Genomic DNA, 12,990 nt, shown 5'->3' with positions numbered 1-12,990 from the left:
AACCCCTGAATCAATGACTTGAGCTAGCGTCAAGCTAACCCGCTGATACCACTCAACTTAGTTTCGGATCAGGCTCTGAAGCCTGGAGCGAAGCTGAAATCGATCTGATCGTCGCTGACTATTTCGCGATGCTCGGCGCGGAGATTGAGGGGCGTCCTTTCAACAAGGCGGAACGGAATCGTGCGCTGCAAGAGCTCCTCCCTCGCAGTCGGGGCTCAATCGAATTCAAACACCAGAACATCAGCGCCGTCATGCTCGGCCTCGGACAACCGTGGATCACCGGTTACAAACCGGCAGCCAATTTCCAGAATGCCTTGGTAGACGGGGTCCTCCGATGGCTCGACGCCCATCCGGATTGGCTGGCGCCCTTCAATCGACCATCGCGGACTGTGCCGATAAATGCGCCGCTTCTGCAGTTCGGTCCACCGCCGACGCAGCGCAACGAACCATCTCCTGTCGATCCGGAGTTCATTGCCGCGATGGGGCGGAAGTTCGATGTCGCGGAGCGCGACGCACGCAACCGAGCTCTAGGAAAGGCTGGTGAAGAACTCGTCCTGCACGGCGAAAGGCAGGCACTGCAATTGGCTGGTCGGGAGGATCTGGCGGACAGGGTACGTTGGACATCGGTTCAGGATGGCGACGGCTACGGTTTCGACATTGCCAGCTTCGAACCTGATGGCCGTGAACGCCTGATCGAGGTCAAGACCACCAATGGATGGGAGCGTACCCCTTTCCATATTTCCCGAAATGAACTGGCCGTCGCCGATGCTCGCCGTGATGAATGGCATCTCATTCGGGTCTGGAGCTTTGCCCGTGTGCCGCATGCCTATATGCTGCGTCCTCCGCTCGAGGCGCATCTCGAGCTGACCGCTACAAGTTTTCTGGCGGGGCTGCGATAGAAGGCGGCGAGATCGCCTTGGGCGGTTGGGCGTGCCGACAGTCCCGGATATGCCGACACGCCCTTGCCTGACATGCGCAATACTGCGGCATGCAGCCGGTCCATATGACGGCCGGCCTAGTGGGCTCCATGCGGGTTCGCCGCCATTCCCACCACCATGCTCGATCCGCCCCACAGTGCGGCTTCTCCCATGGTCCCCGCGCTTATCGGGTCCGGGTCCCCATCATATTCATTCCTGCCCCAGTGCGAGCGGTGGCACTGGCGCGATCGTTTCGATCTCGGCGATGCGCTGGAATTCGCCGAGGTATTCGTGTCGGTTCTGAGAGAGCCATCGAACAATCAGGGCATTACCCAGCAGTTTGGCGATGTAGCCGCGCGCTACCGTGAGATGCAGGTTGTCGATGCCGTAGCTGTCCTCGACCGATTTCACTTGGGTCTGCAGCGCCGCCAGTTCGCGCTCCATACGGGCAATCTGCTGGGTGGTCGGGCCATTCGCGTCACCCTTGCGGCCCTTCCTCGGCTGCTTGACGAGCTGATCGTCTGGCGTTGCAGCCAGGAGGGCCTTGGCAAACATCAGGGAGAAGTTGTTTTGCCCAACCATGAGGTCGGCGGCCTCAATCTGGCGCATCGTCGACATGCGACGCAGCACCTCGAACACGTTCATCGGGCAGGTGGTGTCTTTGAGAATGTCCACCGCTTCCGGGCAGATTCCGTCCAGCAGACGAAACTTGCGGTGCACAGAACCGACCTCCAGCCCCAAGGCCTCGGCGATGACGGCCGGAGCCACCCCTCGCTCAACGGCTCGCGCAATCATGCGATGCTCCTGCACAGGCGGCAGGCGGTTGACCCGCTTGTTGTAGGTGTAGGTCTCGTCGTCCGTTGCAACCAGGCAATCGACGGTCTCGGTCCCGAGCTGTTTCAGGGCCTCGATGCGCAGATGGCCATCGAGCAGGAAATACTGCCCGGGATGCTGGGTGTCGGCGATGACGACCGGCGCCTCGACCAGTCCGATCGCCTCAATGGAACTGACAATCTGCGCGTATTTCTTGCTCTCGCGCACGCCCTCGCGAAGTGATTTCAGAGGGACGAGAGCAGGTATCGCAATCGTGATGGTCTGGCGCTCGAAGGCCAGATGAACGTGCGGATCGCCTCCCGGCTCGCTTGTGTGCTCGGGTTGCCAGTCAGCCATCCAGGCCTCCGGCGATCTTGATCGCGAGGGCACGCGGCATGGTTTCCAACCCCTCGGCCCGCAGCAGGGTGACGAACCCTTCGTCGCCAAGGAGGTCCTTGATCGCCTCGACAACGAACAGCAGGCGCGTCTGGGTAAAATCCGACTTCTTGACAAGGATGCGCTGTTTCTCCGCCTCGCGTTGATAGACCTGCAGCAGGTCGTTTGCCGTGATGCGGCGATTGCCCGCGCGAGGTCCCATGCGGCTGGAGCCGATGCCCTTACTGCGGCTGCGAAGGCGATGATCGAGCAGGCGGCGGACGGAGGCGAGCTTCTTTCCTTTCAGCTTACCGGTCTCGTAAGCCTCCAGCAGCAGGTTCTGGGCTTCCTCGGTTTCGGCGCGAGCGACCTCGATGGCCATGGTGACGGGGATCAGGCCGGTTTCGACCGCGGCCAACAGCCGTTCCTCGCCGCGTTCGAGCAACGACACCACCATGCTGACCCACGAGTTATGGACACCGATCTTCCGCGCGATGTCCGCCTCACTGTACCCGCGCTTCCGGAGCTCACCGATCTCGCGCATGACGTCGATGGGGCGCTGCACCCGGCGGGCAATATTCTCGACCAAGCTCATGACCAGGCATTCGTCCTCGGCCGCCTCGATCACAACGGCCGGGATCTCCGTCTGCCCGAGCATCTGAAAGGCCTCGAGGCGTCCTTGCCCGCATACCAGGTCGTACCGGGGGCCGCCGGGCCCTTGGCGCCTGCTGACGGTAATGGGGCGCTTGAGGCCGATCGCCTCGATGTTGTTCACGATCTCCCGGTGCTGACGCTTGTTGCGCGAACGCGGGTTGAGCACGGTGATCCGTGATATCGGGATCATTTCGATCTGCTGGGGGCGTGATTCCCTCATCAGGCGGCCTCCGCGATGCGCACTGGGGCGGCGATGTCATAGAGGTAGTCGAGGGTATCGAAGCGGTAGGCGTCGAGACTGAGGCCATTGTCTTCGGCCAATCGCACCCGGTCGGACGCGACATCGAGGCGGGGGAACAGGTAGAAATCGAGCGGTGCCCGGTTGTCAGTGTCCATGCGCACGACGATGGTGATGTCGGGCATGACCGAGGTATCGAACCGCAGCTTCCAGCGCAGCAGCCCAGTCGACGTGGTCTGGCACCTGGCGAGGACGACCGACAGGCTGAATTCGCCATTGACGATCACCCGGTCGGTCTCGAGATCCTGCCAGGCTTCGCTGCCCTGTTCGCGCAAACCGTCGAGCACTTGCCGCAGGACATCGGGATGCAGCTTGCGCAGGTCCCGGTTGATCGCAACGTAGCGGTAGTCCCGGTCCGGGGTGAACCCGACCAGGCTGTAGGCACGCAGGAGGCTGCCGAACCGGGAACTGTACGCGCTGCTCGACGGCAAACCGTCGCATTCGTCGATGATGATGCCGGACAGCAGGCCCTTGCTGGCGTAGAGACCCCGAAGCGCTTCCAGCATCTCCTCGTCGGACAGGCGGAACGAGCGCGCCGTGATGATCGAATGGGCCGCCTCGAACAGTTTCCGTTCGACGATCCCCTCGAATGCGCCCTGTGACCGGATCCACATGTCCGGGGCGTTGCGGACCCGCTTCTTTTTCAGCTTGAACGAGCGGCGGTTCCAGACATTGTCGCCGACATACTTCTCGTTGATCAGGAGCTGGTGGACGGTGCCGCGCGTCCATGGGCGTTCAAGATCGGTGAGAATGCCGCGGACGTTGAGTGCCTCGGCGATCTCGCGCTCGGTCTGCCCATCATGAACGAAGGCTCGGTAGACCTCCTGCACGACGGCAATTTCCTCGTCCGGCCCGGGTGTCAGGATCACGCGGTCGGTCTGCAGGCTCTTTTGCTCACCTCGGCCGAGCACCGCCTTGGTCGTGCCGTGTTCATCGATCAGCGTCCTGCGCAGGCCGAAGCCAGCGGGACCGCCCTGGCGGTAGCCTTTCTCGATGAGCCGTCCCTGGCCGGCAAAAACCTTGACCGAGAGCTCTCGGCTGTATTCGCCAGCCATGGCCCTCTTGAAGCCCTTGAACATGGTGCTCATCGGTGAGCCATCATTCTCGAACTGTTCGGCGCAATAGGCGATCTGGATCCCGGCACGGCGGCAGATGTATTCGTAATAGGCGCTTTCGTCGGCGTCCTGGAAGCGGCCCCACCGGCTGACATCGTAGACCAGGATCATCTCGAAATCGGCAGTGCCGGATTCGACGTCGGCAATCAGGCGCTGCAACGAAGCACGTCCGTCGATCGACAGGCCGCTTTGCCGTCATCGGCATAGGTGCTGACGATTTCGATGCCCCGAGAGGCCGCATAGTGGCGGATCGCGTCGGCCTGATTTTCGGTCGAGTATTTCTGGTGATCGGTGGACATGCGAACGTATTCGGCGGCCCGCACGACGCGGACTGTCGGGTCATCGTGAGGTTGGTCCTTTTCTTTCTGCCAATCCTTCAAGCGTCGCCCTTTCCGGTTCAGCCGCTGCAGCAGTCCAGGGCATCCACCAACTGCAGCCCGAAGAGCACCTCTGCCTACCGTTCCGCTCGCACGTGAATGTAGCGGTGGAAGGAGCGGAGGATGTTGCCGAAAAAGGGCAGAATGTTGCACCCATGGAACGGGCTGGCGAAGTCGGCCAAGGACTATGCGGAACTCATCGCGGATGCCTTGCGCCGCGAGCATGATGAGACCCACCGAACGGTCAAGACCGTCATGCGCTGGACCGGTGCCAGCGAGCGCAGCGTAAAGAACTGGGTGAGCGGGGTTTCCGGTCCAAGCGGTTATTTTCTAATGAGACTTTGCATGAAGTCTCCGGCTGTTCGCGAGCTGGTTCGGCAGTTCCTGGCTGATATGGATCCATCAACGGCACCGGCTGAGGCACTCCCGAATGGCACGGCTGCGTCTTTCGCGCACGGCCCGGCCGGGTCCGGATCGGGAGCGCAATTGGGCCTCTTCAACGGCGTTAATGGTGACACGAATGGTGACATTAATGGTGACATCCATATCACCATTAATTTGCCGCTGAACGAGCGTCAGGAGTGGCTGCTGGCGCGAGTCGCGCAGGGCGACCGATGCACCGTTGAAGACGTCGTCGTGCACTGGCAGGTCAGCAGCCGCACCGCGAAACGCGACATTGCCAACCTGAAGGACAGAGGGCTGATACGATATTTGGGCCGCCATCGGCGGGGATTCTATGTGGCAAGCCGACAAACCTAGCTGCGCGCGAACACCGGCGGGCTGACGGAATCGGCACTCTTGAAAAACACCACAGTGGTGTTATAAAGGGCAATGACCGAGAAGCGAAAGCCGACCTATGACATTGAAGCGGTCAAAGCCGTTTTCTCAACGGTCGAGAAGCTCAATGTCACAGGTTCCGCTCTGAGAGGAGCGGCTTCGCTTGGTTTTGGCCGAAGCGAGATCGTCGCCACCATACAGACGATCGAGCGACGCCATTTTTATAAGTCCATGACATCCTTTGCTGATCATCGGGTCTGGCAGGATGTCTACCACGTTCCCTCCGAGCAGGGGGCTTTGTACGTCAAGTTCACGGCCGATGCCGTGACCGAGTTTTTGCTTCTGTCGTTCAAGGAGAAGGGCGATGACTAACCCCACCTGCCCGGAGACGGGCCAGCCGATGTTCCGCGACGTTCGGCCGATGACCATCACCTACAAGGGGCACGAATCCACCTTCGACATGCCCGGCTGGTATTGTGATGCAAGCGACGAGAGCATTCACACCGGTGACGACATGAAGGTTTCCGATCGGGCTCTGAACCGGCTCAAGGCTCAGGTGGAGGGTCTGCTCGAGCCCGAGGCGGTGCGCCGCATCAGGAAGCGCCTGCATCTCACCCAGAAGGATGCTGGCCGTCTGATTGGAGGCGGGCCCAACGCCTTCCAGAAATACGAGAGCGGCGATGTGGTTGTCAGCCATGCGGTGATGAGTGCCTTGCTGCTGCTCGACAGGGATCCGTCCGGGCTCTCAGTTCTGAAGCAGCGGGTGCACCGGAAGGAAGCCGCATAGGCCTGTTGCGATTGCTTATCCGCAATAGCCGACCGCAACTTTTCGCAGGCTCACGGCCTACTTAGGTGGCCTTCGACGAGAGAGTTCGTCCGCAAGCTCTCTCCCACCGCCAATTGCCCCCATCATGACACGAACGGCAAGCTGACCGGCGACGTGGCGCTGGGCGACAGCCGGTTCCTGTTCACCGACGCGCGCGGCTCGGTGGTACTGGCGACGCAGCGTGGGTGGCAGCGCAAGCACGATCAACAGCTATGACGAGTACGGTGTTCCCGGCGCGGGCAATACGGGGTGGTTCGGCTATACGGGGCAGACATGGGTTCCGGAACTGGGGCTTTGGCATTACAAGGCGCGTATGTATTCGCCCACCCTCGGCCGGTTCATGCAGACCGATCCCATCGGCTATGGCGACGGCATGAACATGTATGCCTATGTCGGCGGCGATCCTGTCAATGGCGTGGATCCCACGGGACTTTACACAGTTTATGAATATTTTGAGGTTTGCCAATACGTTCCTCGGTACGGCCCGGTCTCTCATCAAATAACTGTGGAGAGGGTCGAAGTATGTCAAAAGGTCAATTACTCTTACGAGATTCCTGATGGGACGCCAATTCCAGGGACTTCTGGAGGAAGTTCGCAGGAGCCGAATTACAATTATGTGATTGTAGTTCGGCCGGGTAACCAGCCGCAATGTGAAGAGCCGGAATCCACGTGGGATAAGCTCAAGGCCTGCACTGCGGCACAATATGGCTTCGGTGATGGCGAAACACCAACGGGGCTAGCACTACTTTGGCAGAAGTGTATTTTCTGGATTCCTATGAATCGTTTATCATGATTCAACATCGTCAGCATGTGGAGGCTGGCGATGGCGGATGGTTGGCGAGATGATCTGACGGAGTGGCTTGCGCCATTTGTGGGGCTGCTGGGTGATCGGCGCAGGGAGCGGATGTGTCCGGCCTATGTCGAGGGGTTGATCGGCCCTGGTGACCGCAAAAGCGTGCAACCTATGGCGATGCGTTCGCCGGGGATTGGCTATGACCAGCTGCATCATTTTATCGGCGGTGCCCTGTGGGACAGCGCGCCATTGGAGGAGGAGCTCTGTCGGCAGGCCGATGCGCTGGTGGGTGGCAGCGATGCCTGGTTGATCATCGATGATACGGCTTTGCCGAAGAAGGGGAGGTCTTCGGTCGGCGTAGCGCCGCAATATGCATCGGCGCTGGGTAAAAACGCCAACTGCCAGACACTGGTGTCGGTGACGCTGGCATCGAGCGAAGTGCCGGTCATGGTCGGGTTGCGACTGTTCCTGCCCGAGAGCTGGACCAGCGATGCGGCGCGGATGGATCGCGCCAAGGTTCCTGAAGAAGCGCGCGCCTATCGCACCAAGCCTGAGATCGCGCTTGCCGAGATCGACCGAGTGGGCTCCACCGGTGTGCGCTTCGGCGGGATACTGGCCGACGCCGGATACGGCATGTCTGCTCCGTTCCGGCAGGATCTTACCGAACGCGGGCTGACCTGGGCAGTTGGGATCCCCTTCAAGCAAAAGGTCTATCCACCTGATGTCGCCATGATCTTCCCGGTCGCTGGCTGCGGACGACCACGCAAGAACCATGTGCCCGATGCCCCCTCGCGTCCGGCCCAGGAGATGCTCGAGAGCGCCAAGTGGCAGACCGTAAGCTGGCGGCGCGGCACGAAGGGCAAGCTCTCGGCGCGCTTTGCTGCCATGCGCGTGCGGGTGGCAGACGGCCCGCCGCAGCGCATTGGTGATCTCGGTCAGCAGCATCTTCCCGGCGAAGAGGTCTGGCTGGTCGGCGAGCATCGTTCCACCGGCGAGCGCAAATATTACCTGAGCAATCTGCCCGCCGACACCCCACTCAGGAAGTTGGCCGGTGCCATCAAAGCCCGGTGGGTCTGCGAGCAAGCCCATCAGCAGATCAAGGAAGAGCTTGGCCTCGATCACTTCGAGGGGCGATCATGGCAGGGACTTCATAGGCACGCCCTCATGAGCATGATCGCGTTCGCCTTCCTGCAAGCCCGCCGTCTCAGGGCAGCGGGTCGGAAAAAAAAGAAGCCCGAGCCCACCGCCGCAACCGACCTTGCCTGCCATCAGGCAGGCGATCCTGACCCAGCTCAGCCAGCCTCCGCCGCCTACATGCCCGCACTTCCGTAGACGATGGAGCCGTATGACCCGCAGAAATCTGCCAAAGTAGTGCTAGGCCGTGTTGACAAAAGGGATTCCCAATTGGCGCGAGTTCTGATTCAAGACTGCTTTTTGAGGAGCAGTCATGGGTCGCGGGGATTTGTCGGATGGGGAATGGGAACTGATCGGGCCGCTGCTGCCGCCTGAGCGTGGTGGCTGGGCGCGTCCAGCGGGTGATAACAGGCGCTTTCTCAATGGCATGCTTCACGTCCTGCGAACGGGATGCCCTTGGCGCGATATGCATGAGCGATACGGCAAGTGGAACTCTGTCTATGTCAGGTTCCGGCGTTGGGCCGAGCAGGGCGTCTGGGATGCGCTGCTGCAAACGCTGGTTGATCTCGGGTTGACCGACGACTGGCAGCACATGATCGACAGCACTTCCGTTCGCGGCCACGTCTCGGCAGCGGGCGGAAAAGGGGGGCTTGTGCGAACGCTCTTGGTCGATCACGCGGCGGCTTTACGAGCAAGATCCACGCCCGCTGCGACAATCAGGGACTGCCTCTCGGCTTCATCCTGACCGGCGGCGAGGCTTCCGATTACACCGCAGCCGAGCCGCTGATGGAGATCCCCATCGCCGCACCCAAGGCGCTGCTGGCGGACAAGGGATATGATGGCGACCGCTTCCGGGAAAGCCTGCTGATCCGGGGCATCCTGCCGATCATCCCGCCCCGTTCGAACCGCAAGGTGCCCGAGCATCCCGACTATCGCCGCTACCGTGACCGCAATCGCGTCGAGCGCATGTTCGGAAAACTCAAGCAGCAGCGCCGTATCGCCACCCGCTACGACAAGACTGTCCTCTCGTTCGAGAGCTTCCTAAACCTCGCCGCCACCCGCTTATGGCTGAAATCTTTTGTCAACACGGTCTAGGCCAAGGGCCGAAGCCTACTTCGCCGCCACCGGCTCCGCCTGCCCTGCACGCACCGCTGCCACCGCCCTGTCATCCGACAGATGCGCGCCCTGTTCGCGCAGCACGCGGCGGATATCGTCCACCGGCACGGCGCGCGGCTCTACGCCCTTGTCCGCCGCCAGCGCCGCGCCCACGCCCGCTGCATGGCCCGTCAGCCAGCATTGCGGAATCTCGCGCATGAAGCCGTGGCTGTTCGCATCGCAGCTGATGTGCCGCCCGCCCACCAGCAGGCCATCCAGATTGCGCGGCACCAGTGCACCATAGGGGACCGAGATCACCGGGAACTTGGGGCTGATCGAAGGGGACACGCCCACCTCGTCTGCAACCGGCGTGCCGTTGCCCCAATCCTTGCGCTCGATCCGGCCCACGCCCGCCAGCCGCCGCGTATGGCGCACGCCCAATTGCTGCGCGCTTTGCAAGGAATAGACATTCTCGAACCCCGGCGCATGGCGGCGGAAGAACTGGCAATGCCCTTGCATCAGGCGATGGCTGCGGATTTCCACCTCGGTCTGGTCGTCCACATCCAGCGCCGACAGGCCCGATTGGCGCGGCCCCAGGAACAACGCGATGTCCTGCCGCCAGCTGACATAGGGGGTCTGGAAATAGCCGAGTTCGGCGCGCCCGCGCTCCATGAATTGACGCAGCTCGTCCGGGTGATGCACCTTCCAGTCGATCCAGCGGTCCATATTGACCCCGCCCAGCACCCAGCCGGTGTTCATCGAATGGTGGACATCGCCTTCCTCGATATCGGTATCGAAATCGGCGCCTGCACGGGCGAACATATCGCCATCGCCCGTTGTGTCGACCACCACCTTGGCCATCAGCGCGTGGCGGCCCATCTTGCTTTCAAAGATCACGCCCCGCGCCGCGCCATCCCGCACCAGCGGCCGCGCCGCCCAGGCGTGGAACACGATGCGCACGCCCGCTTCCAGCAGCATTTCCTGGTTGTTCAGCTTCATCCGCTCAGGGCACAAAGTGGGCGCCCATTGCACGATGCCGTGAAAGGCGGTGGTGCGGTTGCTCCAGTATGCGAACTTGGCCGGATCGCGGCTGCCCCAATCCTCGCGCGGAGGGCCAGCCACGCCATCGGCGGGCATCCGGTCGATAAAGTGCCGGGCATAGCCCTGGATCACATGATTGCCCTGCCAATCGGTCATGCGGTCGATCCACATGACAAGGCCACCGGTGCTGAGGCCGCCGAGGCAATTGTAACGCTCCACCAGCGTCACCCGCGCGCCCGCCTTTGCCGCAGCCCACGCCGCCGCGCAGCCCGCCGGGCCACCCCCGATCACCGCCACATCGCATTCGTGATAGATCGCAATGTCGCGCGCTTCCTCGCGCACGGTGCCCGTTCCGTTGGGCGGCGGCAGGTTGCGCGCATTGCTTTCAAACACGTCGGAACCGAGGAATCGCTCCTCGCTATGCCCTTCGACGCGTTGCAGCTTCACGCCGCCGGGCGCGGCAGGCTTTGGGGTATTGTCTGTCACTTTGTGTCTGCCTTCCAGATAAGCACTTCGCCGGCATCCGCATCGATCCGCACATGGTCGCCCGTCGCGATCAGGTCGATCGGATTGCGGTCAAAATCGGTAAGCGTCGGCACCCGCATCACCACGGCGCCCAGCGCCGCCTTTGTGGTGGTTGTGGTGTAGAGCATCCCCAGCGGCGCCTTCCCCGTCAGCCGCGTGGTGTGGAACGCGCCCGACCAGCCCGACGATCCCTTCGCGCCGGGAAAGACCAGGATTTTCCCGGCAAAGCTGATGCCTTTGAGTTCGTGATGGTTTTCGATCACCGTGCCGGTCATCGCATTGATCCCGCCCCAGCCGCTGATCGTCTGCCGGGTGACCAGCGCCTCGCCCTCGGCAACGCCGCCCACCACGCGGCGGCCGCGCAGCACAATATCTGGCCGGTGAAGACCAACGGTCGCCATCAGTCGAGCCTCCCTGTCCATTTGCCGGTGCAGGCCGCATCAATGCATTCAGCCGTGGTGCCAAACCATCCCTCGATCCCCATCATCGCGGGCAGGTAATGCGCCTGCTTGGCACTGTCGAACGCGGCCACGCGCGTGCCCGGCGGCACGGCCTGGCTGATGGCAGAGCAGGTGTCCGTCATCAGCTTTGCACCCGCCGCCGCCAGCTTTGCCGCATGGCCGCTGGCAATCGCGGTCGCTTTCACTGCGCGGCTGGTGAACACCCACAGCGCGCTGTTTTCATGCACATGGCGCCCATCCAGCAGGGCGGCAATCTCGGCAATCTGGTCAATGCTGGCGTGCGGACAGCCCAGCATCACGTAATCCACATCCCGGCTGTCACCGATGGAATTGAGCCGTTCGTAAACCTGGCGCCGCTCCGCCGCGCCATAGCTGAACCGCTCCCCCCGGCGCGCGCCGCCAAAGGCCGCTTCCACCGTAGGCGCTTCGGGCGTGATGCCGACCATGTGATACATTTCCACGCCGCCCGAACTTGCTGCGGCGGCTCCGAAATGCTTGTGCTTGATCAGGCTGGGCGCGGCGATACGGCCTTCCAGCACCGGTATCGCATCCTCCACCGCCCAGCCGGTGTAATAGCCCAGCATCCCCCATTCGAAGATCGAATCCACCGGCACATCCACGCGGATGGAATGATGCCCGCGCCGCCCTTCGGGCCGGTGAAAGCCCCAGTTGGGAATCCGCTTGGCCAGCATCGCGGCGCTGGTCGATTCGCGCCCTTCGCAATTGGTGCGCGCGCCGATCACCGAATTGGCGAACACCACCGCGCTTGATTCCATCCACGCGCAATGTTCGCCCATCACCGGCACATTGCCTGCCAGATAGGGGGTGCAGGTTTTCAGCACCTGCACGCCGTGCGCGGCCACTTCCGCCTCGTCGGCACGGAAGTTGGCATAGGCCGCCTCGGTCATCCCCATCTCGCGCCACTGGTCGGGATCCATCCCGCCTTGCAGATGGCAGGCAAAACCCTGAATCACCGGCACATCCACCACATCATCCGAATCAAGGTCAAAGCGGCTGAACACCGCGCGGTAATCGCCGCCATCAGCGGCGTAATAATCCTTCACCCATTGGGGCGAGGAACCGGGCACGCCCGCGACATTGTTGGTGGTGACGAAGTCTTCCGCGCCCAGCGCCTCGGCATAGCGGAGCAGCAGATCCATTGCGCGCGCCACGGCCGCACCATCGCGCCCGCCCAGCATCGCCTGCTCATCATCGGTGAGCCTTACCATCGCCGCGCAATCTCCCTTTGCACTGGCCAAGGCAATGCGCGGGCATGAAACACATTGCAAGCCTTCGTGCCATTCGCTAGGTGCGCGCCTTCCGGCCCGATGGCGGAGTGGTTACGCAGAGGACTGCAAATCCTTGCACGCCGGTTCGATTCCGGCTCGGGCCTCCACCTTCCTTGCGCATTGCGTCAGCGCGTTGCTGGCGATATGGGCAAGGCCAAGGCACATGACGGGCCGCTTTAGCTCAGTTGGTAGAGCATCGCATTCGTAATGCGGGGGTCACAGGTTCGAGTCCTGTAAGCGGCACCATCAGACCATTCATCAGCATCCGCAGATGATTGCTAAACCCACGAAAATCTGCCAAAAACTGGGGACATCAGGTCGCCAGTATTCACCTCTGGTCGCCCAAAATCGGGGGCTTATGGGGGCCTCGCCGGAGGACTAGGCCGTAAACTCATAAACTGACTTGCGCGGCGCGGGCGCGTTTGATTCAAGGCTTCGGGAAGGAGTTTTGGATGACGCGTCGTAGATTTGAACTGACCGATGATGAGTGGCTGGTGATC

At 62.0% G+C, this 12,990-nt stretch carries 12 protein-coding genes, 2 tRNA genes and 2 pseudogenes; 9 read left to right on the top strand and 7 right to left on the bottom strand.

Annotation, left to right across the window (positions count from 1 at the left end; all coding sequences use genetic code 11):
• The first annotated feature begins 128 nt into the window (after positions 1-128).
• The gene (locus tag WFP44_RS15780) at positions 129-899 is read left to right on the top strand and encodes a protein NO VEIN domain-containing protein (protein ID WP_336927656.1); all 771 of its coding nucleotides are present in this window, start codon (positions 129-131) and stop codon (positions 897-899) included.
• A gap of 228 nt (positions 900-1,127) precedes the next feature.
• On the opposite strand, the gene WFP44_RS15775 is transcribed toward WFP44_RS15780, so the two are convergent.
• The 4 genes and pseudogenes from WFP44_RS15775 to WFP44_RS15760 form a co-directional block, all read right to left on the bottom strand.
• Positions 1,128-2,087 carry a plasmid partitioning protein RepB C-terminal domain-containing protein gene (locus WFP44_RS15775; RefSeq protein WP_336927655.1) on the bottom strand — a complete coding sequence of 320 codons (960 nt, stop codon included), beginning with the start codon at positions 2,085-2,087 and terminating at the stop codon, positions 1,128-1,130.
• Positions 2,080-2,979, bottom strand: coding sequence for a plasmid partitioning protein RepB C-terminal domain-containing protein (locus tag WFP44_RS15770; protein WP_336927653.1), 900 nt, complete (start codon positions 2,977-2,979; stop codon positions 2,080-2,082). The genes WFP44_RS15775 and WFP44_RS15770 overlap by 8 nt, the downstream gene beginning before the upstream one ends.
• A complete protein-coding gene (locus WFP44_RS15765; RefSeq protein ID WP_336927658.1) occupies positions 2,979-4,112 on the bottom strand; it encodes a recombinase family protein in 1,134 nt (377 codons plus the stop codon). The genes WFP44_RS15770 and WFP44_RS15765 overlap by 1 nt, the downstream gene beginning before the upstream one ends.
• Positions 4,113-4,115: 3 nt before the next feature.
• Positions 4,116-4,471 (bottom strand): annotated as a pseudogene (locus tag WFP44_RS15760) (recombinase family protein); the annotation flags it as partial.
• Positions 4,472-4,672: 201 nt separating this feature from the next.
• Here WFP44_RS15760 and WFP44_RS15755 point away from each other — a divergent pair.
• The 6 genes and pseudogenes from WFP44_RS15755 (at position 4,673) to WFP44_RS15725 (ending at position 9,174) form a co-directional block, all read left to right on the top strand.
• The gene (locus WFP44_RS15755) at positions 4,673-5,308 is read left to right on the top strand and encodes a DeoR family transcriptional regulator (RefSeq protein ID WP_336927651.1); all 636 of its coding nucleotides are present in this window, start codon (positions 4,673-4,675) and stop codon (positions 5,306-5,308) included.
• A 72-nt stretch (positions 5,309-5,380) separates the two neighbouring features.
• Complete coding sequence (locus WFP44_RS15750; protein WP_100237894.1) at positions 5,381-5,698, top strand: type II toxin-antitoxin system MqsR family toxin; 318 nt, start codon at positions 5,381-5,383, stop codon at positions 5,696-5,698.
• Positions 5,691-6,113 carry a type II toxin-antitoxin system MqsA family antitoxin gene (locus WFP44_RS15745; protein WP_336927648.1) on the top strand — a complete coding sequence of 141 codons (423 nt, stop codon included), beginning with the start codon at positions 5,691-5,693 and terminating at the stop codon, positions 6,111-6,113. The genes WFP44_RS15750 and WFP44_RS15745 overlap by 8 nt, the downstream gene beginning before the upstream one ends.
• A 220-nt stretch (positions 6,114-6,333) precedes the next feature.
• A complete protein-coding gene (locus tag WFP44_RS15740) occupies positions 6,334-6,945 on the top strand; it encodes an RHS repeat-associated core domain-containing protein (RefSeq protein ID WP_336927647.1) in 612 nt (203 codons plus the stop codon).
• Between the two features lie 30 nt (positions 6,946-6,975).
• Positions 6,976-8,277 carry an IS701 family transposase gene (locus WFP44_RS15735; protein WP_336927646.1) on the top strand — a complete coding sequence of 434 codons (1,302 nt, stop codon included), beginning with the start codon at positions 6,976-6,978 and terminating at the stop codon, positions 8,275-8,277.
• A gap of 115 nt (positions 8,278-8,392) precedes the next feature.
• Positions 8,393-9,174 (top strand): annotated as a pseudogene (locus tag WFP44_RS15725) (IS5 family transposase).
• Positions 9,175-9,189: 15 nt separating this feature from the next.
• On the opposite strand, the gene WFP44_RS15720 reads toward WFP44_RS15725, so the two are convergent.
• The 3 genes from WFP44_RS15720 to WFP44_RS15710 are packed head-to-tail and all read right to left on the bottom strand — an operon-like array spanning position 9,190 to position 12,430.
• Positions 9,190-10,701, bottom strand: coding sequence for an FAD-dependent oxidoreductase (locus tag WFP44_RS15720; protein WP_336927645.1), 1,512 nt, complete (start codon positions 10,699-10,701; stop codon positions 9,190-9,192).
• A complete protein-coding gene (locus WFP44_RS15715; protein WP_336927644.1) occupies positions 10,698-11,141 on the bottom strand; it encodes an aconitase X swivel domain-containing protein in 444 nt (147 codons plus the stop codon). The genes WFP44_RS15720 and WFP44_RS15715 overlap by 4 nt, the downstream gene beginning before the upstream one ends.
• Entirely contained in the window at positions 11,141-12,430 is a 1,290-nt protein-coding gene (locus WFP44_RS15710; protein ID WP_336927643.1) for an aconitase X, read from the bottom strand. The genes WFP44_RS15715 and WFP44_RS15710 overlap by 1 nt, the downstream gene beginning before the upstream one ends.
• Positions 12,431-12,523: 93 nt before the next feature.
• Here WFP44_RS15710 and WFP44_RS15705 point away from each other — a divergent pair.
• A tRNA-Cys gene (locus WFP44_RS15705) sits at positions 12,524-12,597 on the top strand.
• Positions 12,598-12,660: 63 nt separating this feature from the next.
• Positions 12,661-12,736, top strand: a tRNA-Thr gene (locus WFP44_RS15700).
• Positions 12,737-12,990 lie beyond the last annotated feature (254 nt).

The sequence above is a fragment of the Alteraurantiacibacter palmitatis genome, from assembly GCF_037154115.1.
Lineage (GTDB): Bacteria > Pseudomonadota > Alphaproteobacteria > Sphingomonadales > Sphingomonadaceae > Alteraurantiacibacter > Alteraurantiacibacter palmitatis.
Note: the sequence above shows the minus strand (reverse complement) of the source record. Positions and strands in the feature narration are given on the sequence as shown.

Coding starts and splice junctions, on each gene's coding strand:
- WFP44_RS15745 (WP_336927648.1), top strand. CDS start 5,691: ATGACTAACCCCACCTGCCCGGAGACGGGCCAGCCGATGTTCCGCGAC.
- WFP44_RS15715 (WP_336927644.1), bottom strand. CDS start 11,141: ATGGCGACCGTTGGTCTTCACCGGCCAGATATTGTGCTGCGCGGCCGC.
- WFP44_RS15710 (WP_336927643.1), bottom strand. CDS start 12,430: ATGGTAAGGCTCACCGATGATGAGCAGGCGATGCTGGGCGGGCGCGAT.
- WFP44_RS15765 (WP_336927658.1), bottom strand. CDS start 4,112: ATGGCTGGCGAATACAGCCGAGAGCTCTCGGTCAAGGTTTTTGCCGGC.
- WFP44_RS15780 (WP_336927656.1), top strand. CDS start 129: ATGCTCGGCGCGGAGATTGAGGGGCGTCCTTTCAACAAGGCGGAACGG.
- WFP44_RS15775 (WP_336927655.1), bottom strand. CDS start 2,087: ATGGCTGACTGGCAACCCGAGCACACAAGCGAGCCGGGAGGCGATCCG.
- WFP44_RS15755 (WP_336927651.1), top strand. CDS start 4,673: ATGTTGCCGAAAAAGGGCAGAATGTTGCACCCATGGAACGGGCTGGCG.
- WFP44_RS15735 (WP_336927646.1), top strand. CDS start 6,976: ATGGCGGATGGTTGGCGAGATGATCTGACGGAGTGGCTTGCGCCATTT.
- WFP44_RS15750 (WP_100237894.1), top strand. CDS start 5,381: ATGACCGAGAAGCGAAAGCCGACCTATGACATTGAAGCGGTCAAAGCC.
- WFP44_RS15770 (WP_336927653.1), bottom strand. CDS start 2,979: ATGAGGGAATCACGCCCCCAGCAGATCGAAATGATCCCGATATCACGG.